We start from the raw sequence: 24,602 nt of genomic DNA on the forward strand, positions 1-24,602 counted from the left end.
CACATGGGACAGATCCAACTTAAACAGGTGACCAAGTCATTTGGCGACGTGCAGGTCATTCCACCTTTGGACCTCACAATCCAAGACGGCGAATTTACCGTCTTTGTCGGGCCATCAGGTTGCGGTAAATCTACACTTCTGCGCCTGATCGCGGGACTGGAGGATATCACAACGGGCCATATTGAGATCGACGGCACAGACGCCACAGATCTGGTGCCCGCGAAACGCGGCCTTGCGATGGTGTTCCAGTCCTATGCGCTTTACCCGCATATGTCGGTGCGCAAGAACATCGCCTTTCCGCTGCGGATGGCGAAGATGGATCAGGCCGAGATCGACAAGCGCGTAAATGGCGCAGCCGAGGTTCTGAACCTTGCCGATTATATCGACCGGCGCCCCGGTCAATTGTCCGGCGGTCAGCGTCAGCGCGTCGCGATTGGCCGTGCGATTGTGCGCGAACCGTCCGCCTTCCTCTTCGACGAACCGCTATCGAACCTCGATGCGGCGTTACGTGTCGGCATGCGGATGGAGATTTCCGAACTCCACAAGAAACTTGCCACAACGATGGTCTATGTGACGCACGACCAAGTTGAAGCCATGACAATGGCTGACAAAATCGTCGTCTTGCAGGCAGGCGTGATTGAACAAGTCGGCTCGCCGCTTGAGCTTTACCGGACACCACGCAACAAATTTGTGGCGGGCTTTATCGGATCACCCAAGATGAACTTCGTTGAAGGTGAGTTCGCGGCCAAGCACGGCGCGCATACTGTTGGTGTCCGGCCCGAACACATCGACGTCGTTCAAAGTGATGGTGTGTGGCAGGGTACCGTTGGCGTGGCCGAGCATCTTGGCTCTGATACCTTCTTCCATATCCACAACACGGGTATGGCTGAAACGCTGACCGTGCGTGCGATTGGTGATGTGAACCTGACGCATGGTGACACCATCCACCTGAACCCACGTATGGACGAGATGCACAAGTTTGATGCGCAGGGGCTGCGGATCGACTGATGCGATTGGCCGGCAAGACAGCGCTGATCACCGGTGCCGCACGCGGCATCGGGCTGGCCTTTGCCAAGGCCTACGTGGCCGAAGGCGCGCGTGTTGCTATTGCCGATATTGACGTTGCGAGCGCGCAAAAAGCGGCGGATTCTATCGGTTCTTCTGCGGTGGCTGTTGAAATGGATGTCGCGGACCAAAAGAGTATCGACGCAGGTGTCAGCAATGCTGTTGCCGCGTTGGGTTCAATTGACATCCTGATCAATAACGCGGCGATTTTCAGTGCGGCACCCATTCCCGAGGTTTCCCGTGACGACTATCACCGGGTCTTTGACATCAATGTCGCAGGCACCTTGTTCACGACGCAGGCTGTTGCAAAGCACATGATTGAACAGGGCACAAAAGGCCGGATTATCAACATGGCATCGCAGGCGGGCCGACGCGGCGAAAGCCTTGTCGCGGTTTATTGTGCGTCAAAGGCCGCCGTTATCAGCCTGACGCAATCTGCCGGACTGAACCTCATTGCGCATGGCATCAACGTGAATGCCATCGCGCCCGGTGTTGTCGATGGTGAACATTGGGACAGTGTCGACGCGTTCTTTGCCAAATACGAGGGCAAGGCGCCGGGGCAAAAGAAGAAAGAAGTCGGCGCAGCGGTTCCATTTGGACGTATGGGAACGGCAGAAGATTTGACAGGGATGGCGGTGTTTCTTGCAAGCGATGACGCCGCATACATCGTTGCGCAAACATACAACGTCGACGGTGGGAATTGGATGAGCTGATGAATGTTTCGGTGCAAAAAGATGCGTTAACGAAGTTGGGCAATGCAGCATTGAAGGCGTTGCCGGGTGGTGTTGTTCGTCCCATTTACGACCGGTCAAAACTGACGCCCGGGATTGTCCATATCGGATTGGGCAACTTTCATCGTGCGCATCAGGCGTGGTATCTGCACCGGCTGATGCAGCAAGGTTTGGCACATGACTGGGCGATTGTGGGTGCCGGCGTCCGTCCCGGGGACGCGGCGCAGAAAGATCGCCTTGCCGGGCAGGACTATCTGACGACATTGATCGAGCTGGACCCGACCAAGACAACAGCAGAAGTCATCGGATCGATGATTGATTTCGCGCCGGTTGCCGAAGACAACGCGCCTCTGATCGCTGCAATGGCAGATCCCGCCATCCGAATTGTCGCGCTGACGGTGACCGAAGGCGGATATTTCGTTGATCCTGCAACCAAAGGATTTGACGCGTCACATCCTGATATTGTGCATGATGCTGCGCATCCGCAGTCTCCGAAAACAGCGTTTGGTGCCATGATTGCAGCACTCAAGGCGCGTCGCGCCACGGACACCGGTCCTTTCACCTGTCTGAGTTGTGACAACCTTCAGGGCAACGGCGTCATCCTGCGGCAGACGGTTGTGTCCTTGGCGCACATGTCTGACCCTGCGCTTGCGACGTGGATTGATGAAAACTGTAGTTTCCCAAATTCAATGGTTGATTGCATCGTACCAGCCACAGGACCAAACGAGCTAAATCTCGTGCGGTCGCTAGGCATCGATGATGCATCGCCAGTGACGCATGAGAATTTCCGTCAATGGGTGATTGAAGACGCCTTTTGCGCCGGACGCCCCGATTGGGACAAGGTGGGCGCGACCTTTACCGATGACGTCCACGACTTTGAGGCGATGAAAATCCGGGTGCTGAATGGTGGGCACCAAATCCTTGCCAATGCCGGGGAAATTCTGTCGATTGAGACGATTTCCGGCTGTATGGCCAATGGCGAAATCAGTGCGTTCTTTGATCGGGTGGCACATCAAGAGATCCTGCCGCACCTTAAAGACGTTCCAAGTATTTCGTCGCCTGATTATGTGAACCTGATCAAAGATCGATTTGCGAACCCGCGTATTGTCGATACGACCCGCAGGGTGGCCTTTGATGGGGCGTCCCGTCACCCCGGTTTTATCATCCCATCCATTCGTGACGGGCTGGCGGCGGGTACACCCATTGCCGGTCTTGCGCTGGCAGAGGCGGCATGGGCGCGTATGTGCGCGGGAACCCGTGAAGATGGCAGTGAAATAGCGCCGAATGATCCATTTTGGGATGATCTGAAGGCGGTGGCATTGCAGGCCAAATCAGACCCGCAAGCATGGCTGCAACAACGCCAGTACTATGGTGATCTGTCCGACAATCCACGCTTTGCGGAGACTTTTGGCGCGGCGCTTACGATGATTTGGGCGCATGGGATAGCAGCCACAATCAGGGCCTATCTCGACGCCTAAGACGTCTTTTTCAGTGCAATTTTTGTTTCGGTTCCCTTGCGCAACCTTTGGATGTTGCCGATGTGGCGCAAATAGACCAACAAACACAATATTGCGAGGAGTACGAACATAAAGCCATTGTCCGTAAAGCCGACGACCACCGGCATCCAACCTGCCGTGACCAAAGCGGCCAACGACGAATATCGCGATAGTCCGGCCACAATAAGCCAGATCACGCAGGCCGCCAGCCCCATTGGCCAAGAGACCGCCAGCAAGATGCCGAAGTAAGTGGCAACCCCTTTGCCGCCGCGAAAGCGGAGCCAAATCGGAAAACAATGTCCCAAAAATGCCATTAGGGCGCCGAGTTGTGCTGCGTCCTCTGCCGCAAATTGTCTGGCGGCTAGCACTACGATAGCGCCTTTGGCGGCGTCAAATAGCAGCGTCAGTGCCGCCGCCTTCTTGTTGCCCGTGCGCAAGACGTTCGTGGCACCGATGTTTCCTGATCCGACGTCGCGCAGGTTGCCGAGGTTCATAACTTTGGCAAGGATCATCCCGCTGGGGATTGACCCCAAAAGATACCCAAAGGCGGCCCAAAGGATCAGAACTGATGTCGCACTTTCAAAAGGTAGCATTAAGGCATCTCCCACACGCGTTGGCCATTGACCCAAGTCCCAAGAACGCGGCCTTGCATGCGCGCGCCATCAAATGGTGTGTTCTTGGATTTTGACAGCAGCGTCGATCGGTCCAACTGAAACGGAGCATCAGGATCAAACAGGATCAAATCAGCGGGCGCATCGGCCTGCAATCGTCCGGCAGAAAGCCCCATCAGATGCGCGGGGTTCAGGGACAACGCGCGAAACAGCTTTGGCAGATCGATCATCTCTGCATGGTACAACCGCAGGGCCGCTGGGAGTAGCGTTTCCAGCGCAACGGCACCGCTTGCTGCTTCTTCATAAGGCAAGCGTTTGCTTTCCTCGTCCTGTGGCGTGTGCATGGAACTGATGATGTCGATCAATCCGTCTGCGACGGCCTGCACGACCGCGATACGATCTTCTTCGCTGCGCAGCGGTGGTTTGAGTTTGAAGAACGTCCGGTAATCGGCCACGTCAAGTTCGTTGAGCGTCAGATGATGGACGCCAATGCCCGCGGTTATTTTCAGGCCATTGCGTTTGGCGCGTTCCAGCGCCGGTAGCGCCCGCGCAGTTGTGATCTGATCAACATGATAGCGCGCGCCTGTCATTTCCAGCAGACTGATGTCCCGGTCCAGCCCCATGCGTTCAGCCATAGGACTGACGCCGGGCAGACCGCGCAAGGAGGCAAACTTGCCAGAGGTCACAGCGGCCCCCTCGGATAAGCCGGGGTCTTGGACATGTCCGATCACAAGCGCATCCAACGAGCGGGCATAGGTCAGCGCGCGGCTAAAGACCTTGGTATTGGTGACGACCCGGTCGCAGTCCGTAAAAGCAACGGCACCGGCATCCTGCAAGAACCCGATCTCGGTCATCTCGCGCCCATTGCGGCCTTTGGTCAGGGCTGCCATCGGCAAGACATGGACCGGCGCATCCTGTTGCGCGCGCCGTTCGACAAATTCCAGTGTCTCGGGGGTATCAATTGCGGGCAACGTGTCGGGCCGTGTCACGATGGTCGTTATGCCGCCTGCTGCTGCGGCGCGTCCTGCAGATCGGAAAGATTCCTTATGCCGCTCGCCGGGTTCAGACACTTTGACACCGATATCAATGATGCCCGGCGCAAGGCATTGCCCGCCGCAATCCATGACATTGGCGGACTTTGGTGGGGTGGCGCCGGCTTCGAATACCTCTTTGATTACGCCATCTTCGATCAGCACTGCACCTGATGCGTCGGTTAGTGCGACCGGATCGATCAAGCGGGCGTTGGCAAAAAATGTAGCCGTCATGTGCATGGTCCTATGCGCGGAGCGTCTGTGGGTTTTGGCGGGATTTGCATATCAGAGCAAGTCTTGAGTGATCTGATCCATCTAGCCACCGACCCAGATCATCAGGCCCACCAAAGCAAACATTGCAAGCAACGCATATGTTGCGACCATTCCGCTCATCCGTGCGTTTGATTTCGGTGGTTTGGCGGGCTTGGGTTCCAATGTGCCCTTTGCAGCCTCTGACGGGATCGGTTCGGGTGCTCTGATTACCGGCTTTTCACGCAAGATGGCCGCGATACGTACATTTGTTGGCAACTCAACCGCCACGGCCTGCCCGCCAAAGGCCGCAGACATGATCAGCACAGCGGTGCCAATCAGACCCCGCAACGCCTCAGCATCGCTGTCACTGACAGGCATATCATAGCCATGTGTGATCAGCTGAGGCAGGGTCATGTCGGTTAGCGTGCCTGGGGTGATGGTATCGACATAATCGGTGTTAACGACGACCGGTCCGAGCACGGCCAGCATCGCGGCATCCGTCTTGTCGGCAAGACCAGCCGGCGGCCTGCCCTGGAACTCTAGCACATAGATCGCACCGTGATCGTTTGCAGGAATTTCAAGCTTCATCCGGTGGCCCTTTGAAAGCTGCGGTCATGCCATGACCGCCGTCTTCGCCGCCCGCCGGTTCTGCGCCAGCAAATCCATCGCGGCCATACGCACGGCAACGCCCATCTCGACCTGTTCCTGAATGACCGAGCGGTTGATATCGTCGGCAATCGTGCCGTCAATTTCAACCCCGCGGTTCATGGGTCCGGGGTGCATGACAATGGCGTCCGTTTTAGCGTGGCTGAGTTTCGCGGCGTCCAGACCGTAGCGATGGAAGTATTCGCGCTCAGACGGGATGAACCCGCCATCCATCCGTTCCTTTTGCAAGCGGAGCATCATGACAACGTCGACGTCTTTCAGGCCCTCTTCCATGTTCTCAAACACCTCGACCCCAAAATCCGCGACGCCCGATGGCATCAGCGTCGGCGGTGCGATCAGCCTAATCCGGTTTTCCATTTTGCCCAGCAGCATGATGTTCGAGCGGGCCACGCGGCTGTGCGCGATATCCCCGCAAATCGCGATGGACAGACGGTGCAGACGGCCTTTGGCCCGGCGAATGGTTAGCGCGTCCAGCAGCGCTTGTGTCGGATGTTCGTGCTTGCCGTCGCCTGCGTTCAGCACCGCGCAGTTTACCTTTTGGGCCAGCAGATCAACAGCACCCGAATGCGGGTGTCGCACGACCAGCAGATCGGGCCGCATCGCGTTCAGGGTAAGCGCGGTATCAATCAGCGTTTCACCCTTTTTGATGGAAGATGCCTGCATGCCCATGTTCATCACATCAGCGCCCAGCCGCTTGCCTGCGAGTTCGAAACTCGCTTGCGTGCGGGTGGAATTTTCGAAGAACATATTGATCTGCGTCAGCCCCGCCAGCACGTCGCGGTGCGCCACACCGCGCCGGTTATGATCGGCATAGCTGTCGGCCAAATCCAAAAGCGCCGTGATTTCGGTGGGATGGAGCGGTTCGATACCCAAAAGATGCTTTTGCTGAAATGTCATGCCTTGGTCCTTTGGTTACCCTCCAGCGGTTATAGCAGCGCTTAAGTCAGCATCAATGGGGACATCTTAGGTGGGTTGGTGGCTCAAACAGATCCCAAGGTACCATGAAACTGTTACGACGAAAGGACCAATTGCCGTAGATGGGCCCATCCGGGTTTTCGATGACTAATATTGCTTGCCCGCCGCCCGTCTGACCTTTGGTAGATGTCAGAAGCGTTAAGTCTCTATGACTATTGGTAGGCAGGTGATGGCGACCGGGGAAGATGCAATAAGAAGCACCATTGGCTTCAGCGCGGGCCGAGGTGTGGAAGACCGCTGGGTAGGCGGCACTCATTATTGTGAGGGCAATAAGGCTCAAAGCGATGGAAAGCCGGTAGATGCCAATCACCCGCCTAAAATGCGTTAGCGGTAGAACAACCAGCGCGACGACGCATAAAATCAGATGGCTTAAAACGGCTTGGCCGGTTCCGCTGAAAAAACTCGCTGTATAGGCGAAGACGATTAGCGCGATGAACACGCCATTACAGCCATGAATAGTATTTTGAATGACGTTTGGGGGTGACACCGGCAGGATTGGGGCCGCGTAGTACCAACGTAAGCAAAGTCGGGTGACAAATATGACGCCAATCAAGCAATTGAATAGGCCAAGATACAATACGGCTACTGCCCAGCCGAGTTCTTGATCATGATGCGGGACCATATAAAGCGATGCCCAACCATAGGCTGACAGCAGTACGGTCATGTTCATCCAGTTCACAGCCAGTCGAAATGGCATTGCCGTGATGAGAATGGGCGTTCCCAAGGCTAAGAGCATTACAATGTGTATGATCTGCATGCGGTGAACCTGATCTGTTTCGCCTGCAGTTGATCGGGGCAGTTTCATCAGAATTTGTGTAGGCCCTGCACATCCCCGTCAATCCATCATAACGTGGGTTCATGGATTCTGAGCGAGACATATTGGACCGACCGCGCCCTGCTGGAGTGGCAGGTCGAATTGGGGGCGACTGATGCCATTCTGAACACGCCCGTGGATCGCTACGGGTTAGAGGCTGTTAAGCCAGCGCCTAAGACGGTAACGCCTGAGAAGCGCGCTGCTGCGGCACCTGCGCCTGTCGAGAAGTCAGAGGTTGATGTCGTCGCACTTGCGCGAACAGCGGCTGAAACGGCCCCTGATTTGAACGCCCTATCTGCCGCAATGCAGGCGTTTGAACATTGTGAATTGAAGAAGGGCGCGCGCAGTTTTGTCTTTTGCGATGGGAACCCGTCCGCCCGTGTCATGATCATAGGCGAAGCACCGGGGCGCGAAGAGGACCGCGCCGGGCGTCCCTTTGTCGGGCGTGCAGGGCAGTTGTTGGATCGCATGCTGGAAGCCATCCAGATGGGCCGCGCGGCAGATGACGTGGCACGCAGTGTCTATATCACCAATGTACTGCCGTGGCGGCCGCCATCTAACCGCACACCGGAAAAGGCTGAAATCGCGATGATGCTCCCGTTTCTGGAACGGCATGTTGCATTGGCCGCCCCTGACATCATTGTCCTAATGGGCAATACACCCTGTCAGGCGCTGCTTGGGCGCACAGGCATCACCCGCATGCGGGGTACTTGGACCGAGGTTCTGGGGAAACCTTGTTTGCCCATGTTCCACCCCGCCTATCTGTTGCGTAATCCGATTGCCAAACGCGAGGCGTGGGCGGATTTGCTGGAGTTGAATGCCCGCCTGCGCGGCTGAGAGAGGTTTAGATGAAACGACTGGCATTGATTGCGGCCTGCTGTGCAGGGCCGTTGGCGGCGGATCCGCTGGATCTGATTGATTATGAAGCTTTGTTTGCTGATCGGGCAGCAGACGTCATGGATGTGTCAGAAACCCGGTCGATCCTGCGCATTGGTGATGTCACGCTGATCCGGGATGAAAGCTTGCCGCGCGGCTATACCGGCCTTGATGAAGGCGGGCAGGGGGCCATGGGCTGCTTTGTCAGTATTCTGGCGACTATTGAAAGCGCGATGCAGGCCTGTGAGGCTGAATTGCCGGCCGATCAGATTGAAACGCAGACGGCCTATCGCACCCAAGCGCTGACATTTTATGGACAGAACACCGTGCCGCAAGCATCGTTTGAGCTGGTCGAGGAGCGATACAACGCCTTGGTCACCTCGCAGATCGAAGGTGCGCGCCCTTTCTGTTCCAATCTTGATCTTGTGACCACATTGGCCGACCGCGTGTTTTCCGATGAAGGGGCTGCAGAAATCAGCGGGATGATGTCGACCCCGCGACTGCCCGTCGCAAACCCATGTCTGTGAGGATCAGATGAGCCGTCTCGACGAAACGATAGAGTTTGTACCTGTGCGCATCGCCGTGCTGACGGTCAGCGACACGCGGCAAATGGCGGATGATAAATCGGGGCAGACCTTGGTGGACCGGATCGCTGCAGCTGGCCATGTGTTAGCAGATCGTCAGATTGTCGCGGATGAGCGCGATCAGATTGCAGAAAAGCTGCGCGAGTGGTGTGCGGATGATGCTGTTGATGTTGTTATCTCTACCGGTGGGACTGGCCTGACGGGCCGCGATGTGACGGTCGAAGCGCACCGCGATGTCTATGAAAAAGAGATCGATGCTTTTGGTACGATCTTCACGATCGTCAGTATGCAAAAGATCGGTACCAGCGCTGTACAAAGTCGTGCAACGGCTGGCGTAGCGCAGGGCACATATCTTTTTGCGTTGCCCGGATCACCGGGTGCCTGCAAGGATGCGTGGGATGAAATTCTGCTCAAGCAGCTCGACTATCGGCATCGCCCCTGCAATTTCGTGGAAATTATGCCGCGTCTTGACGAACATTTACGCCGGAAATAACGGCTCCGTGCGTATCACTGGAAAGCATGCCACGTTCGCCTAAGTCTCTAAGACGGGCTAAGGATATTACAGATGCGTTTTTTACGTCGCAGTCTCACGGGTGTTTTCTTGCTTGCGGTTACGCTGGCGCTGATCGCGTGGGCTGGTGAAATGGTGCGTGGTGCTATTGTGGCGCGCATGAGCGAAGAGCCACGGGCGTTTCCACAGCGTGAACGCGTCCTTGCCGTCAATGTCCTGACGCTGGACGCGCAAACACTCACCCCGGAACTTACCGTCTTTGGCGAACTACGCAGCCAGCGCACGCTTGATCTGCGGAGTGCCACAGGCGGTACGGTTCTGTTTGCAAGTGATGCACTGGTCGAGGGCGGCAGCATAGCCAAGGGCGAACTGTTGCTGCGCATTGATCCGGCAGAGGCGCAAGCGACTTTGGATCGTGCACGTGCCGATTTGCAGGATGCCCAAGCGGAGCTACGTGATGCCGAACGCGCGTTGGGCTTGGCCGAAGATGAACTGACAGCCGCGCGCGCGCAAGACACGTTGCGCGATCAGGCTTTGACGCGTGCCCGCGACCTGCAAGCCCGTGGTGTTGGGACGGCGGCCGCTGTGGAAACCGCAGAGCTTGCGGCTTCTGCGGCGCAGGCGTCGGTACTGACCAGACGACAGTCTTTGGCGTCAGCACAAGCGCGGATTGATCAAGCCACAACCCGGCTGGCGCGAAATGAGATCAGCGTTGCCGAGGCAGAGCGCGCAGTTGCAGACACCGAGGTTTTTGCAGCGTTTGATGGCACACTGGCTGATGTGACCATCAGCGCGGGCGGACGCGTCACCGCCAATGAACGCTTTGCCCAACTGGTTGATCCGACACGACTTGAGGTATCGTTTCGTGTTTCAACGTCCCAATACGCGCGGCTGTTGGATGCGGATGGCGCGCTGACCAAAGCACCGGTGGGTGTGACGCTGGATGTGTCCGGCGTGAACCTGCGGGCCGAGGGCCAGATTACGCGCGAAGGCGCCGTTGTTGGTGCCGGTCAAACCGGGCGTTTGCTATTTGCGCAATTGGAAACAACGCCGGGTTTCCGTCCCGGTGATTTTGTAACCGTGCGGATCAATGAGCCGGCGTTGAGCGACGTTGCATTGGTACCAGCCACGGCCGTTGCCGCAGATGGCGCGGTTCTGGTCCTAGGCGCCGAAGATCGATTGAGCGAGGCAGATGTCACTGTCCTGCGCCGTCAGGGTGATGATGTGATCATCGGTGTCAGGGCGGACGTCGCCGGCGCGACAATCGTTGCAGAACGGTCCCCTTTACTGGGCGCAGGGATCAAGGTCCGCCCCATTCGTCCCGGCGTTGTGGAGGCAGAACCTGAACCTGAAATGATCTCACTTGATCCCGAACGGCGGGCAAAGTTGATCGCATTCGTCACGGAGGGCCGTATGCCCGATGACGTCAAAGCCCGCATCATTGGCCAGTTGGAAGAAGACCAGGTCAGCGCTGAGACCGTTACCCGGCTTGAAGCACGGATGGGCAGCTAATGGTTACGGGCGGAGACAGGCTGAACGCGGGCGCGGGCGGTATCCTGTCATATTTCACGCGGCATCGGACGGCGGCGAACCTGTTGCTGGTGTTGATGCTGACAGCGGGCCTTTTCGCCTTTCCGAACATGCGCGCGCAGTTCTTCCCAGATGTGGTTGTTGATGACCTGACGGTTTCGGTATCGTGGGACGGTGCCGGGGCAGAGGACGTCGACGCGGCCATCGTTCAGGTTCTGGAGCCGGTTTTGTTGGCCGTTGAAGGTGTCACGTCATCCTCAGCGACGTCACGCGAAGGCAGCGCCTCGATCCGGATTGAGTTTGATCCGGGCTATGACATCGACCGTGCCGCAGAAGATGTGCAACTGGCCGTTGATGGTACTTCAAATCTGCCGGAAGACGCCGACGATCCATCGGTGCGGCGCGGGGGCTGGTCGGACCGTGTGACGGACGTCGTGATCACAGGACCCGTTGGTGTGGAACAATTAGGCCGATTTGCGGATGAATTCTCAACGCGTTTGTTTGCCGAAGGCGTGACACAAGTGATCGTGCAGGGCGTTGCCGCGCCATCAACGATTGTAGAGGTTCCGTCGATCTCGTTGATCCAATATGATATCGGGTTGTCCGATATCTCCGCCCGGATCGCGGAAGAGGCCCAAGCTGATCCCGCAGGGGATGTGTCAGCCAACGCGCGTGTTCGGACCGGTGTCGCCAAACGCAGTGCAGAAGATATCGGCGCGATTGTCCTGCGCTCCAATGCGGACGGCTCCAAACTGACGATTGCGGATGTTGCGACCATTCGGGTCGAAGGGACTGACCGCGAAAGGGCTTATTTCGTAGGCGAAAATCCTGCGATCAAAGTGCGCGTGCAGCGTTCGGCCCAGGGCGATGCCATCGGCATGCAGGAAACCGTGGAAGAGGTCGCGCAAGAGTTGACCGCGTCGCTGCCCGAAGGCGTCTCGATTGCGCTAACCAACGGCCGCGCAGAATTGATCCAGGGCCGTTTGAATATTCTTCTCGACAATGGATTGACCGGGCTGATGCTGGTTGTGGGTCTTTTGTTTCTGTTCCTGAATGCCCGCACGGCATTCTGGGTGGCATTCGGCATTCCGGTCGCGATGCTGGCGGCCATCGCGCTGATGTACGCCGTCGGGATTACGATCAACATGATCTCGCTCTTTGCGCTGATCATCACTTTGGGGATCGTCGTAGATGACGCAATTGTTGTTGGCGAGCACGCGGATTTCAGGGTCAGACAGCTTGGCGAGGATCCAACCGTCGCGGCGGAACGCGCCGCCAAACGCATGTTCAGCCCCGTGTTTTCGGCCACGGTCACGACGATTATTGCGTTCTTTGGTCTGGTTGTCATCGGGGGCCGCTTTGGTGATCTGATCTCGGACATTCCATTCACCGTGATCGTTGTCCTTACGGCGAGCCTGATCGAATGCTTCCTGATCCTGCCAAACCACTTGGCCCATTCCATCGCCCATTCCGCAAAAGAGCATTGGTATGATTGGCCGTCCCGAACAGTGAACCGTGGATTTGACTGGTTCAAGGAGACGCTCTTTCGGCCCTTTATCGGACTTGTCATCAAAGCACGCTATCCTGTTTTTGCAATGGCGCTTGTCCTGTTGGCCAGTCAGGTGACCCTGTTCATCAAAGGCGATGTGAACTGGCGCTTCTTCAACGCGCCAGAGCGCAGTCAGGTGACTGGCAATTTCGCGATGTTGCCCGGTGCGACCCGCGATGACACCTTTGAGATGATGCAAGAGATGCAGCGTGCCGCAGAAACGCTGGGCGCCGCGTATGAGGCAGAGCATGGGGCGAACCCTTTGAAATTTGTTGTCGCAGAGATTGGCGGCAATTCCGGCCGTGCGATTGCGGGCTCTGACACAAAAGACGCCGATCAGCTGGGTTCGATCACAATTGAATTGATTGATGCAGACAGTCGCCCTTACTCAAGTTTTGCTTTTGTGAGCGCGTTGCAGGACGCGATTGTGCAGCACCCAATGGCCGAAACTGTCAGTTTCCGTAGCTGGGGCTCCGGGCCGGGTGGTGACAGCCTTGATATCCAGATGTTTGGTGCTGACAGCGACACGCTCAAAGCGGCTGCCGAAGCGCTCAAGACATCCCTTGCTCAGTTTCCCGAAGTGTCTGGGCTTGAAGATACACTCGCTTACGACAAACAAGAGCTGATCCTAGAGCTGACCCCGCAAGGTGACGCGCTGGGTCTGAGCATTGATGGTCTGGGCCGCGTTCTGCGCAATCGTTTGGGCGGTATCGAGGCGGCGAGTTTTCCAGAGGGTGCACGGTCTGCGACCATTCGGGTTGAACTGCCAGATAGCGAACTCTCGGCTGATTTCCTTGATCGCACACAAATCCGGACGCCTGAAGGTATTTATGTGCCACTGGCTGATGTTGTCTCGGCCCAAAGCCGCACAGGGTTTTCAACGGTCCGGCGCGAGAATGGCATCCAACTTATCTCTGTGATTGGTGATCTGGATGATGACGATGCCGCGCGGGCTGCGGAAATCCAGCAGATCATCAGCGATGATATCCTGCCACGCATTGAAAGTGACTTCGCAATTGAAACACAACTTTCTGGCCAAAGTGAGCAGGAACAGCGTTTCCTCAACGATGCCCGCACCGGGCTGATCTTGGTCTTGCTTGGCATTTACCTGACGCTGTCATGGATTTTCGGCAGTTGGACCCGACCTGTGGTTGTGATGTCCATCATTCCGTTCTCTTTGGTTGGGACGATCTATGGACACCACGTCTGGGGTATTCCGATGAGTATGTTCACGGTCGTTGGCCTGATCGGTATGGTGGGGATCGTGATCAACGACAGTATCGTGTTGGTCACGACCGTGGATGAATACGCGCAGGATCGCGGATTGGTCCCCGCGATTATTGATGGCACGGTCGACCGTCTGCGCCCCGTGATGTTGACGACGCTGACAACTGTGCTGGGTTTGACCCCGTTGCTTTATGAAGGCTCCAATCAGGCCGAGTTCTTGAAGCCGACTGTGGTAACGCTCGTCTTTGGCTTGGCCTTTGGGATGGTCTTGGTGCTGTTGATTGTGCCGTCAGTGATGGCGATGCAGGCCGATGTGTACAAGCAGGTGCAGTCAGCCAAACGCGCCTTGCGTGGGCGGCGTGCTGCGATGTTCATCCCTGCCGGCTTTGGTGCACTTGGCGCGGTTGGGCTTTTTGCGGTGACGCTCGCCCCAACCCTTTTGACAGGCGCGCCCTTGCCCGCAGTCGCAAGCCTTTTGCCCATGCTCAATAGTGGCGCCGTTGCAGCCTTTGGTTTGTTTGTTGTTGGACTGATTGGTTTGCTGGTGGCGGTCTATGTGATCGCCTTGCTCGGTTACGGTGTGCGGCGCACGCGCAGTTAACCTGCGCTGCACCCCCTCAGATCAATCCCGTAACCATCGTCACCGATGACAGTGATGCGGACGCCAGAGCGGTCAAAGGCAAACGGTGCGCCGCTGGGGTGGACCATATCGACAATAGCGTTCAGCGTGCCGCCTGATCGCGTCACATTAGCCTGCGAAACCCAAACGCTTGGATCGCTTGCCTCGACAACCACATGTTCGGACGCACCAGAGGCGGCCACATCAATCGCTGTCGTCAATCGCAAGCCGTCGCTGATGGGGTCAATAGTGCAGGTGACCTCACCCACATCAGCCTCTGCACGGGTCAAAGGTTCATCGGCGAGCGCCGCAGCGATCGTCGCATCAGCCGCACCGACAGACGGGAGTACCGCGTCCAAGGCAAAGCTGACAGGAACGCAGATTTCTTCGCAAACGCCGATTGTCATTTCGGCAGAGAGTGGAATGTCACCGCCAACACCATTGGTATCAACAGTGATCGGGAACACGACGCGGTCATAGTAGCCGACAGATTGTAGATCGTCATAACCCACCACTTGCGGCACTGGCCAGTGAGGTGTCACGCTGGCTATCGCGCTATCACTTGAGAAGTTGAACTGGGGTGGGATCCCGGCATCGCCGGGCGCGCGCCAATAGGTGATCCAGCCGGGTGCCAACGTAATTTGCACCGCGGCAATGTGATCGCCGGATGATGTACGCCAGCCCGTAAGAACTTCGACCTGCGCCAGATCGTCGAAGTTCTGAGCGACCAAAAAGGTCGGCATGGCCATAATGGCGAAGGGTATCAGCAGGTTCTTGCGCATAATTCCTTATTTATTCATCGGCGCTGCAATGGGAAGTCACGTTTGCGATAGGCTTTGCAACGATGGTTCTTGCGTCACAGACAGGGGTCTTACATCCTAGGATAATGAAAGCTGTAGATTCGACCCTTGCCGGGAAACTGCTGATTGCAATGCCCGAGATGTCAGACCCGCGTTTTGCAAACACGGTGATCTACATGTGCGCCCACTCTGAAGAGGGTGGGATGGGGCTGATCGTGAACAAACCCCAACGTGAGATCAAGTTTACCAACTTGCTTCAGCAAATGGATATTGCGGCCACACCATGCGCACGCGATGTGCAGATTCACTTTGGCGGGCCAGTCGACAATCAACGCGGTTTCGTGCTGCATTCCAACGACTACGCGTCGGACAATGGCACCTTGGACGTCGATGATCGGTACCGCATGACCGCGACCTTGGATGTGCTAGAGGACTTGGCCAAAGGCGCGGGGCCATCGGTGTCGATGATGGCGCTGGGCTATGCTGGCTGGGGACCGGGGCAGTTGGAGTATGAGATTGGGCGGAACGGCTGGCTTACCTGTGCACCCACAGATGAGATCCTGTTTGGGGCGGATAATGCGGGCAAATGGACAGCAGCACTGAACTCGCTTGGTGTTGATCCGCTGTTGCTGTCCGCGACGGCGGGGCGGGCTTAAGTGTGTTGGGACGTGGTGTTTGGTGTGGCAGGCGATGTCTGGTTTAAGGCCATAGTGACGGGTTCAGCGCCGTAGATGATTGGCCACTGTCGATCTATCCTGAGCAAGAGTGCTCGCACTAATGCGACAAAGTGATACCTGTCTCAGTCGCCGTGGTGTGTTTCTATTTCAGCATCAATCCACGCAACAACTGCGCTGACGCGCGTGTAATATTCAAGCCAGCCGTAGCGGCCCTCGACGCTCTCATCAACAAGCGCTTCGGGGTAGAACCCACCGCTACTGATGCCGATGATGTATGCCGTATCGTTAAATGACGCAATTGCGGGTCCGCCACTATCGCCCGGGCCGCTGACACCCTCCAACGGGGTGACGGTCGGATCGCCCGGGCCATCAAAGTCAAAGTAAAGTGTGGTTTCATCCACACGATCAACGGTGTTGGTTGTCCGTTGAGCTGGGGTGCGCCCGATTAAATTCGATAAGCTACCTATCCCCTTATCCCCGGTTCCTTGCATGCCCCAGCCGACCATCTCAAAGACCATGCCTTCCTCAGAATCGCCACGGTACACTGGTAGCGGATCCACATGCGTAACCGGCTCGGACAGGCGGATGAGGCCAATGTCAAAGCGAGGGTCGACGTCAAACACACTGTCAGCATCCGCAAGATAGGCAAGGTCGTCTGGGAGGCGAAATTCACGCTCGTAGTTCGGATGCACAACCATGAGGTCAATTGTCGCCCTGTGCCCTGCGATTTCGATGTCGCCCCCCACCGCAATGACGGGGAAGCAATGCGCCGCTGTGACAACCCATTGAGGTGCAATAAGCGTGCCCGCGCAGTCGCCTTGACCGTCGATGGTCCAGCTGAGAGGAAACACTGCCGGGTGATCAGCTGCGTCGACGATGAAGGCGTTCGGATCAACATCGTGACGGACGACCATCGCAGTGGCCTGAGGCACCATGCCGATGGTAAAGGTGGTCAGCACCAGGGTCCGTATGCGCATCAAGTTTTTGTTGGACTGCATCGTGGATATCCTCATCTGGCATGCCGCTTGACTGAGCACCTACAGGCAGCTTCTAGAGGCTTCACGGTTGAGTTGCACCACTAATCTCTATTTGCGAATTCAATCGCGGCCAAAGCCGATTTTGGCTCGTATTGTCGGCATTGATGACGCAGCATTGACCGTCTGCCTCAGACGACGGCGACACACTTGTTGTCTGAAGCCTGATGAAGTGCGCGGCTTGCTGTATTAACCTTTAGACCCAATCAAGGTCTGCAAAATTGCCATCGCGTTCTCGCTCGACCAATCGGCGTCCCCTTGCATGCGGGCGATCTCATTGCCGTCGAGATCAAGGATCACGGTGACAGGCAGGCCCAACACGCCCATCCCCCGCGCGAGGCTTTGACGCGGATCGGTGTGCAGCGGCAGATTATCAACGCCTATTTCAGCCATAAAGCGTTGCATACCGGGCAGGGGGTTGCGTCCGGTGGCGATTGTGACAACTTCCATTTGGTCGCCACCCATCGCGTCCTGAAGTGCTGACAGATGTGGCATTTCGTGTCGGCAGGGTGCGCACCACGTGGCCCAGAAGTTCAGAACGATATGTTTGCCTTGGTAGTCGGCGAGGGTCATTTCCTCACCGTCTTCGCCGGTAAAGGCCACGTCAGAGCTGGCGATGGGTTCGCCGTGGAAGATCAGTTTGCGCATGTCGCCCTCGCGCATGGCCTCTGCGGCAGCCACATCGGCATGACCTATATTTGCAAGACCCAGAAGGGCCGTATAAAGCAGGGCAGACATTAACTTTCGCACGGGCGACTTCCTTTATGACCAAATCCGCAAACACGATGTGGGGCGGGCGTTTTGCCGCTGGACCAGACGCGATCATGGAGGCGATCAATGCCTCAATCGGGTATGACCGCCGTCTTGCACCACAGGACATCGCAGGTTCACGCGCCCATGCCGCCATGTTGGCCGCCACAGGCATCATCACAGATACCGATGCAGAGGCCATCCGGGAAGGCCTGCTCACAGTCTTGTCAGAGATTGAAACGGGGGACTTTCCATTCTCAACCGCGTTGGAAGACATTCATATGAATGTCGAGGCCCGTTTGCGCGATTTGATCGGTGAACCGGCGGGTCGTCTGCACACAGCGCGGTCGCGCAATGATCAGGTTGCCGTCGATTTTCGCCTTTGGGTCCGTGATCAATGTGATCAGGCGGATGAAGCATTGGCTGCTTTGCAAGCCGCGTTGCTGGGTCAGGCCGAGGCGGGGGCCGATTGGGTCATGCCAGGCTTTACCCACTTGCAGACAGCGCAGCCTGTCACTTGGGGCCATCATATGCTGGCCTATGTAGAAATGTTTGCACGCGACCGGTCGCGGTTTGCGGATGCACGTAAGCGGATGAATACATCGCCTTTGGGGGCCGCGGCTTTGGCGGGTACGTCCTTCCCGATTGATCGCCAGATGACGGCGGAGGCTTTGGGTTTTGACCGCCCAATGTCCAACTCGCTGGACGCGGTGGCGGATCGTGACTTCGCGTTGGAGTTTCTGGCCTCTGCCAGCATCTGCGCCATGCACCTCAGCCGTTTGGCCGAAGAACTGGTGATCTGGTCCTCAGCCCAGTTCCGCTTTGTGAAGATGTCGGACAAATGGTCCACCGGATCATCCATCATGCCGCAAAAGCGTAACCCGGATGCGGCTGAATTAATTCGTGCCAAGATTGGCCGGATTTTCGGGGCCAATGTCGCGCTGATGACGGTGATGAAGGGCCTGCCGCTGACCTATTCCAAGGACATGCAAGAAGATAAGGAACAAACCTTTGATGCCGCCGACAACTTGATGCTGGCCTTGGCTGCGATGTCGGGGATGGTCGCGGATATGACGGCAGAGCGTGACAACCTAAAAGCCGCAGCCGCGAGCGGATTTTCGACGGCAACGGACCTTGCCGATTGGCTGGTGCGCGAACTTGGGCTACCGTTCCGGGACGCGCATCATGTGACGGGATCGTTGGTGGCGCTGGCGGAAGGCAAGGGCTGCGATTTGCCTGATCTGACGCTGGAGGACATGCAATCGGTTCACGACGGCATCCGTGCGGATGTCTTTGATGTGCTGGGGGTTGAAAATTCGGTCGCGTCCCGCACCAGTTTTGGGGGGACCGCACCGTCACAGGTCCGCGCCCGGGTGGCGCATTGGAAAGAGGTTTTGAAATGAAACGTATTGCTTTGATTTTGACCGTTGCAACTTTGGCGGCCTGCGGCGCGGATAGCCCGCCGTTTACGCCCAACGCCAATGTCGGCCTGAGCGTGGGTACAAACGGGGTCAGCACTGGCGCCAGCATCGGCGCATCAAATGGGACGGTGTCGGTCGGGGTTGGTCTCTGATGCGCAGTGTCTTTTTGTTGTTGGCGATCTGGGGTGCCGTGCACCCGATGTACTATTTCATCACCTGGTTTCAGGCCGAAGGCTGGGACATCATGGCGATGGTTGATGCGTGGCACGTGAATGCCGCGACCAGCGGGCTGGTTTGGGATTTGACCATTGCTGCGGTTAGCCTGACAGTCTGGGTCTTGTATGAGGCATTTCGGAGCAAAAACTGGCTCAGCCTGATTGCGATACCTGCAACCTTCTGCATCGGTGTCAGCTGCGGGTTGCCGCTTTACCTCTATTTGCGCGACCGCATCGTCTATTCCAAAGACAAGCACCGGGTGCGTGTCTAAGCCCGCCAAATCAGGGTTGGTCTTTGCCCGCGATCTGATATGTCCCAATCTGGTTTTGGACAAGGATCGCAGGCTTGGATCATTTTCTCTATCGCAATGGCGCGCTTTATGCAGAAGACGTGGCCATATCTGACATTGCGGCGGCCGTTGGCACGCCGTTTTATGTGTATTCGACCGCGACCTTGAAACGCCATTTCACCCTGTTTGATGAGGCGCTGGATTGGGGCGACCATCTGGTTTGTTTCGCGATGAAATCCCTGTCCAATCAGGCTGTGATCAAGGTCTTGGGCGACGCCGGTGCGGGTATGGATGTTGTCTCTGGCGGGGAATATTTGCGGGCCAAGGCCGCAGGCGTGCCCGGCGACAAGATCGTCTTCTCTGGCGTTGGCAAAACGGCAGATGAGATGCGTTTGGCCATTGAAGGTGGGATTCGCCAATTCAATGTCGAAAGCGAGCCTGAGATGATCGTGCTGGATCAGGTCGCGCAATCATTGGGTGCTATTGTTCCGATCACGATCCGGGTGAACCCGGATGTTGATGCAAAAACCCACGCAAAGATTGCAACGGGTAAATCTGAGAACAAGTTTGGTATTCCGATCAGCCGTGCCCGTGATGTCTATGCGATGGCAGGATCCCTGCCGGGGCTTAAGATCGTTGGGATTGACGTGCACATCGGATCGCAACTGACCGATCTGGCCCCGTTTGAGGCGGCATATAACAAAGTCGCGGAACTGACCGAGGAACTGCGGGCGCAAGGCCATGAGATCAAGCGCCTTGATCTGGGCGGCGGTTTGGGTATCCCCTATGCGCGGTCGAACGCAGCACCGCCTTTGCCCACGGATTATGGTGCGCTGATCCAGCGCACCGTGGGGCATCTGGGTTGCGAGATTGAGATCGAGCCTGGCCGCCTGATTTCCGGTAACGCAGGCCTGATGGTGTCCAAGGTGATCTATGTGAAATCCGGCGAGGACCGCGAGTTCCTGATCCTAGATGGTGCCATGAACGATCTTATCCGCCCCGCAATGTACGAAGCATGGCATGATATCGTACCGGTTGTTGAACCAACGCCCGGTGCGGCCCCCGCACGCTATGACATTGTCGGACCTGTGTGCGAAAGCGGCGATACCTTCGCCAAGGCGCGCGATATGCCTGCCGTAAAGGCCAATGATCTGGTCGCCTTCCGCTCTGCGGGCGCTTATGGTGCTGTGATGTCGTCAGAGTATAATTCGCGCCCATTGATCCCCGAAGTGCTTGTCGATGGCGATCAATTTGCAGTTATCCGCCCACGCCCTACCTATGAAGAGATGATTGCACGCGATAAGCTGCCGGAGTGGTTACAGTAAAGCAAAGCCACCGCGCGCCACAGACAATGGGAGAGGCCCGCTGAAAAATCAGCATGACCCGATGCGCCATTTGCGTTTTCCCGTCGCTGCCACCCGCGCAGGGATGGTGGCCGAACAGGTCGTGCGCGCGTTCTGGCCGTTCTGGACCGTTATCTTTCTAAGCCTCGCGCCCTTGATGATGGGCTGGCAGGACATTGTCCCGCTAGAGGTTTTCTGGGGCGCGGGCGTCGTTGCTGTGCTGGCGTTTTTCGCAACACTGATCTGGGGTATCCGCCGCTTTAGAGTGCCAAGCGCCGCCGAGGCACTGGAACGCGTCGATGCCGCGATGCCGGGCCGTCCGATTGCTGCTGTCGCGGATACGCAGGCGATTGGCAGCACTGATGCCGCCTCTATCTCGGTCTGGAAGGCGCATATGGAGCGTATGGCAGAGCGTACCAAAGAAGCGCGCGCTGTTGAACCAGATTTGCGGATTTCAGACCGCGATCCCTATGGTTTGCGCTTTGTGGCTTTGTTGTTCTTTGTCGCGGCCTTGATGTTCGGCTCGCTGTTCCGCGTCAGTTCGGTTGGTGAAATCGTCTCAGGCAGCGATCAGACACTTGCAACCGGTCCAGTGTGGGAAGGCTGGGTCGAACCGCCCGCATATACGGGCAAGCCGTCAATTTACCTCAATGATGTGCCAGCGGGACCCTTGCGCGTTCCTGAGGGTAGTCAGGTCACCTTACGGCTTTATGGCGAGGTTGGTGCCCTGACAGTGGCCGAGACTGTGTCAGGCCGTGTTGATGAGTTGGGCGCCGCATCTGACGCGCAACAGCAGTTTGCTGTGACCCAATCAGGCACATTAACGATTGGTGGGGAAGAAGAGACGACATGGCAGGTTACGGCAGTCGAAGACGCCGGCCCCACCGTTGATCTTACCGGCCCGATCGAGGCTGACGCGATGGGCGAGTTGTCGCAGCCATTCGCCGCTTTTGATGATTATGGTGTTGAATTTGGGACAGCGACCATCACCCTTGATCTGCTTGCGGTTGATCGACGTCATGGACTGACAATTGATCCAGATCCCATCGAACCACTGGTGCTTGATCTGCCGATGCCATTTACCGGCGATAGATCTGATTTTGAGGATTTCCTCGTTGATAACCTCAGCGAGCATCCACTGGCGAATATGCCGGTCACGCTGCAGCTCGAGGTGATTGATGCCGCAGAACAGACGGGGACGACCCCGGCTGAGCCGATGGCTCTGCCAGGACGTCGCTTTTTTCAACCATTCGCAAAGGCCGTGATCGAACAGCGGCGCGACCTGATGTGGTCCAAGGCGAACGCGCGTCGTGTGAACCAGATTTTGCGTGCTGTGTCGCATCGCCCCGAGGGTCTTTTCTCAAACGAAACCACCTACCTGCGCCTGCGGACCATCATTCGCCGTCTTGATAACTTTTCAGATGTTGGGCTGACGGATGAAGTGCAGGCCGAGATTGTGCAGGCCTTATGGGATCTTGCGATCCAATTGGAAGATGGCCGCCTGGCAGATGCACGCGAACGCCTGCGCCGCGCGCAAGAGCGTTTGGCCGAGGCGATGCGCGATGGTGCCTCAGACGAAGAAATCGCGGAATTGATGCAAGAGTTGCGCGAAGCGACTGACGACTATCTTCGTATGTTGGCTGAGGAAATGGAGCCCAATGACGGCACCGATCAGGCGGACAGCGGTGAGCAGGGCGAGGCCATGGGTATGGATGAACTGCAAGCGATGATGGACCGCATCCAGGAGTTGATGGAAGAAGGTCGCATGGCCGAGGCGCAGGAGTTGATGGAACAGCTCAATCAGATGATGGAAAACCTGCGCGTCACGCAAGGTGAAGGTGGTGATGGTCCGCAAACACCCGGTGAGCAGTCCATGCAGGACCTCGCGGATACATTGCGCGAGCAAGAAGAACTATCCGACGACAGCTTTAGTGATCTGCAAGAACAATTCAGCCCCGGTCAACCGGGTGAACCCCAGCAGCAACAGCCTGGCCAACAGGGCCAGCAAGGACAACAGGGACAGCAGGGCCAACAAGGCCAGCAACCCGGTCAGCAGCAAGGCCAACAAGGTGAAAGTGGACAAGAGCCCGGCCAAGGTGGACGGCAAGGTGAGGGTCAGGGCGTCGGCGAGGATGGCCGCAGCGGTGAACAGCGCGGTGATGGTGCCGGTGGCGAGGGTGACCAGCGCAGTTTGGCTGAACGTCAACGCGCATTGCGCGAAGAACTGCAACGGCAGCGCGACGGGTTACCGAACCTTGAGGGCGAGTCCGGTGATGTCGCACGACGCTCGCTGGAGCGGGCCGAGGGTGCGATGGAAGACGCCGAAGAGGCCCTTCGCGGCGGTGATCTGGCCGAAGCGATAGATCGTCAGGCAGAGGCGATGGACGCATTGCGCAACGGCATGCGCGAGCTGGGACAAGCGATGGCAGACAACCAGAACGCAGAGCCCGGTCAAGGTTCTGAACAAGGCGAGGCATCGGGTCGTCCAGTGCCCGGTCAGCGTGATCCGTTGGGACGCGAAATGGGCAACACCGGCCAGTTGGGAACCGACCAAAATCTGCTGAGCAGCGAAGATATCAACCGTCGGGCAGAAGAACTACTCGACGAAATTCGCCGACGCTCTGCCGAGCAAGGCCGTCCCGAGCTGGAGCGGGACTACCTGCGCCGGTTGTTGGACCAGTTCTAGCGGAACCACAAATGCATCGACGTCGCCGTATCAGCCAGACGTCAACCCGCTAACAAATTCGCTGATACTCAACCGCAGCTGGTCGATCGTGTTCACGTAAGTTGCCATATAGTTGCGCGTCTGCGGCAGATTTTCCGTGATTTGATCAGCAAAGATATAGGGCAGGATCAGGATCGCGATCAGTACAAGAATGAAGAAGAAACCACGCCGGAAACCGCCCCGTTCGGCGGCTTCGCGTTTTTCTTGTTCGGTAAGCCCCGAGGTATCGCTGGCCTCAGCACGTGCGCGCAAGGCGGCGTTGATTTCGTTGATATCGGGAACAGAGCGAACATTTGCAGCCGTCGCTGCTGCTGCCGCACCCTGACCCGCGGGTGTCCCGCCTTCCTCATGCGTCATCTGCGCAATTCGTTGGCGCGTTTCGTCCATATCAACGGGGGCCGCGCGTGTTTCGGCCTGCGTTGCAGGCGGCGTCGAGGTTTGGTTGCCGGGTAACGCACCTTCGCGTTGTGCTTCCTCACGCAGAATGCTGGCCACAGCGCCGTCCAGTTCCTTGCGTGGTGGGGTCACGTCGGCTTTGTTGTCTTCAATCTGCGATGCGATCGTTTCCTTGATCGCATCAGGCAGTTTCGGCCGGATCAGTTTGGATGACTCGCGTCCAGGCACTGTCGGTTTTTCAGTCTGAAACCACGACTGCTGACAGTTCGAGCACTGTACATCGCGCCCCCCGGAGGGATCGCTTCATCGGAGACATCGTATTGAGCCTCGCAATTGGGGCAAATCAGCCGCATGATATTCTTCCTTCTGCCCGGCGTGTTTGGTGATTTATTGTTGTCGCCGTCTGCAATTTAT

General features: G+C 57.2%; 24 protein-coding genes. 14 read left to right on the plus strand and 10 right to left on the minus strand.

The window, feature by feature from the left end; genetic code table 11:
- Positions 1–3: 3 nt before the first annotated feature.
- The 3 genes from ACZ1G5_RS11545 to ACZ1G5_RS11555 are packed head-to-tail and all read left to right on the plus strand — an operon-like array spanning position 4 to position 3,274.
- Complete coding sequence (locus ACZ1G5_RS11545) at positions 4–1,008, plus strand: ABC transporter ATP-binding protein (protein ID WP_472732974.1); 1,005 nt, start codon at positions 4–6, stop codon at positions 1,006–1,008.
- A complete protein-coding gene (locus ACZ1G5_RS11550; protein WP_472734321.1) occupies positions 1,005–1,778 on the plus strand; it encodes an L-iditol 2-dehydrogenase in 774 nt (257 codons plus the stop codon). Before ACZ1G5_RS11545 ends, ACZ1G5_RS11550 begins: the two co-directional genes overlap by 4 nt.
- On the plus strand, positions 1,778–3,274 hold the full coding sequence (locus ACZ1G5_RS11555; RefSeq protein WP_472732975.1) for a mannitol dehydrogenase family protein: 1,497 nt from the start codon (positions 1,778–1,780) through the stop codon (positions 3,272–3,274). The genes ACZ1G5_RS11550 and ACZ1G5_RS11555 overlap by 1 nt, the downstream gene beginning before the upstream one ends.
- Here ACZ1G5_RS11555 and plsY read toward each other — a convergent pair.
- From plsY to ACZ1G5_RS11580, 5 genes are all read right to left on the minus strand, one after another.
- Positions 3,271–3,885 carry a glycerol-3-phosphate 1-O-acyltransferase PlsY gene (gene plsY / locus ACZ1G5_RS11560; protein WP_472732976.1) on the minus strand — a complete coding sequence of 205 codons (615 nt, stop codon included), beginning with the start codon at positions 3,883–3,885 and terminating at the stop codon, positions 3,271–3,273. The two genes, ACZ1G5_RS11555 and plsY, sit on opposite strands and share 4 nt — an antisense overlap.
- A complete protein-coding gene (gene pyrC, locus ACZ1G5_RS11565; protein WP_472732977.1) occupies positions 3,885–5,168 on the minus strand; it encodes a dihydroorotase in 1,284 nt (427 codons plus the stop codon). Before pyrC ends, plsY begins: the two co-directional genes overlap by 1 nt.
- Positions 5,169–5,249: 81 nt before the next feature.
- Positions 5,250–5,774 carry a hypothetical protein gene (locus tag ACZ1G5_RS11570; RefSeq protein ID WP_472732978.1) on the minus strand — a complete coding sequence of 175 codons (525 nt, stop codon included), beginning with the start codon at positions 5,772–5,774 and terminating at the stop codon, positions 5,250–5,252.
- A gap of 24 nt (positions 5,775–5,798) precedes the next feature.
- The gene (locus tag ACZ1G5_RS11575) at positions 5,799–6,749 is read right to left on the minus strand and encodes an aspartate carbamoyltransferase catalytic subunit (protein WP_472732979.1); all 951 of its coding nucleotides are present in this window, start codon (positions 6,747–6,749) and stop codon (positions 5,799–5,801) included.
- 52 nt (positions 6,750–6,801) lie between these two features.
- Positions 6,802–7,632, minus strand: a complete 831-nt coding sequence (locus tag ACZ1G5_RS11580; RefSeq protein ID WP_472732980.1) for a hypothetical protein — start codon at positions 7,630–7,632, stop codon at positions 6,802–6,804.
- A gap of 45 nt (positions 7,633–7,677) precedes the next feature.
- On the opposite strand from ACZ1G5_RS11580, the gene ACZ1G5_RS11585 reads away from it, so the two are divergent.
- The 5 genes from ACZ1G5_RS11585 to ACZ1G5_RS11605 all read left to right on the plus strand — a co-directional run bounded on the left by ACZ1G5_RS11585 (position 7,678) and on the right by ACZ1G5_RS11605 (position 14,519).
- Complete coding sequence (locus ACZ1G5_RS11585) at positions 7,678–8,478, plus strand: uracil-DNA glycosylase (RefSeq protein ID WP_472732981.1); 801 nt, start codon at positions 7,678–7,680, stop codon at positions 8,476–8,478.
- A gap of 11 nt (positions 8,479–8,489) precedes the next feature.
- On the plus strand, positions 8,490–9,044 hold the full coding sequence (locus ACZ1G5_RS11590; protein ID WP_472732982.1) for a hypothetical protein: 555 nt from the start codon (positions 8,490–8,492) through the stop codon (positions 9,042–9,044).
- Positions 9,045–9,051: 7 nt separating this feature from the next.
- Positions 9,052–9,594, plus strand: coding sequence for a molybdenum cofactor biosynthesis protein B (moaB, locus tag ACZ1G5_RS11595; protein ID WP_472732983.1), 543 nt, complete (start codon positions 9,052–9,054; stop codon positions 9,592–9,594).
- Between the two features lie 72 nt (positions 9,595–9,666).
- Positions 9,667–11,124, plus strand: a complete 1,458-nt coding sequence (locus ACZ1G5_RS11600) for an efflux RND transporter periplasmic adaptor subunit (protein WP_472732984.1) — start codon at positions 9,667–9,669, stop codon at positions 11,122–11,124.
- Positions 11,124–14,519 (plus strand): efflux RND transporter permease subunit, encoded by a 3,396-nt coding sequence (locus ACZ1G5_RS11605; protein WP_472732985.1) that lies wholly within the window; start codon positions 11,124–11,126, stop codon positions 14,517–14,519. Before ACZ1G5_RS11600 ends, ACZ1G5_RS11605 begins: the two co-directional genes overlap by 1 nt.
- Here the strand turns inward: ACZ1G5_RS11605 and ACZ1G5_RS11610 are convergent.
- Positions 14,516–15,319 carry a protein-disulfide reductase DsbD domain-containing protein gene (locus ACZ1G5_RS11610; RefSeq protein ID WP_472732986.1) on the minus strand — a complete coding sequence of 268 codons (804 nt, stop codon included), beginning with the start codon at positions 15,317–15,319 and terminating at the stop codon, positions 14,516–14,518. The genes ACZ1G5_RS11605 and ACZ1G5_RS11610 overlap by 4 nt on opposite strands.
- 104 nt (positions 15,320–15,423) lie before the next feature.
- Between ACZ1G5_RS11610 and ACZ1G5_RS11615 the strand changes: the two genes are divergently transcribed.
- On the plus strand, positions 15,424–15,993 hold the full coding sequence (locus ACZ1G5_RS11615; RefSeq protein ID WP_472732987.1) for a YqgE/AlgH family protein: 570 nt from the start codon (positions 15,424–15,426) through the stop codon (positions 15,991–15,993).
- A gap of 143 nt (positions 15,994–16,136) precedes the next feature.
- Here the strand turns inward: ACZ1G5_RS11615 and ACZ1G5_RS11620 are convergent, their stop codons facing one another.
- Together ACZ1G5_RS11620 and ACZ1G5_RS11625 are read right to left on the minus strand one after the other, a co-directional pair.
- Positions 16,137–17,012, minus strand: a complete 876-nt coding sequence (locus tag ACZ1G5_RS11620; RefSeq protein ID WP_472732988.1) for a S1 family peptidase — start codon at positions 17,010–17,012, stop codon at positions 16,137–16,139.
- A gap of 225 nt (positions 17,013–17,237) precedes the next feature.
- Positions 17,238–17,798: a TlpA disulfide reductase family protein gene (locus ACZ1G5_RS11625; protein WP_472732989.1), complete on the minus strand. Its 561-nt coding sequence runs from the start codon at positions 17,796–17,798 to the stop codon at positions 17,238–17,240.
- Between the two features lie 14 nt (positions 17,799–17,812).
- Here ACZ1G5_RS11625 and argH point away from each other — a divergent pair, with 14 nt between their 5' ends.
- The 5 genes from argH to ACZ1G5_RS11650 all read left to right on the plus strand — a co-directional run bounded on the left by argH (position 17,813) and on the right by ACZ1G5_RS11650 (position 23,753).
- The gene (argH, locus tag ACZ1G5_RS11630; protein ID WP_472732990.1) at positions 17,813–19,201 is read left to right on the plus strand and encodes an argininosuccinate lyase; all 1,389 of its coding nucleotides are present in this window, start codon (positions 17,813–17,815) and stop codon (positions 19,199–19,201) included.
- A complete protein-coding gene (locus ACZ1G5_RS11635) occupies positions 19,198–19,371 on the plus strand; it encodes a hypothetical protein (protein WP_472732991.1) in 174 nt (57 codons plus the stop codon). The genes argH and ACZ1G5_RS11635 overlap by 4 nt, the downstream gene beginning before the upstream one ends.
- On the plus strand, positions 19,371–19,706 hold the full coding sequence (locus ACZ1G5_RS11640) for a DUF2834 domain-containing protein (RefSeq protein ID WP_472732992.1): 336 nt from the start codon (positions 19,371–19,373) through the stop codon (positions 19,704–19,706). The genes ACZ1G5_RS11635 and ACZ1G5_RS11640 overlap by 1 nt, the downstream gene beginning before the upstream one ends.
- 74 nt (positions 19,707–19,780) lie before the next feature.
- Positions 19,781–21,049: a diaminopimelate decarboxylase gene (gene lysA / locus ACZ1G5_RS11645; RefSeq protein WP_472732993.1), complete on the plus strand. Its 1,269-nt coding sequence runs from the start codon at positions 19,781–19,783 to the stop codon at positions 21,047–21,049.
- A gap of 61 nt (positions 21,050–21,110) precedes the next feature.
- Positions 21,111–23,753, plus strand: a complete 2,643-nt coding sequence (locus tag ACZ1G5_RS11650; RefSeq protein WP_472732994.1) for a DUF4175 domain-containing protein — start codon at positions 21,111–21,113, stop codon at positions 23,751–23,753.
- Positions 23,754–23,783: 30 nt separating this feature from the next.
- On the opposite strand, the gene ACZ1G5_RS11655 is transcribed toward ACZ1G5_RS11650, so the two are convergent.
- Positions 23,784–24,416, minus strand: a complete 633-nt coding sequence (locus ACZ1G5_RS11655) for a hypothetical protein (RefSeq protein WP_472732995.1) — start codon at positions 24,414–24,416, stop codon at positions 23,784–23,786.
- Positions 24,389–24,541 carry a zinc-ribbon domain-containing protein gene (locus ACZ1G5_RS11660; RefSeq protein WP_472732996.1) on the minus strand — a complete coding sequence of 51 codons (153 nt, stop codon included), beginning with the start codon at positions 24,539–24,541 and terminating at the stop codon, positions 24,389–24,391. Before ACZ1G5_RS11660 ends, ACZ1G5_RS11655 begins: the two co-directional genes overlap by 28 nt.
- Positions 24,542–24,602 lie beyond the last annotated feature (61 nt).

The sequence above is a fragment of the Yoonia sp. JB2-21 genome (genome assembly GCF_055693545.1).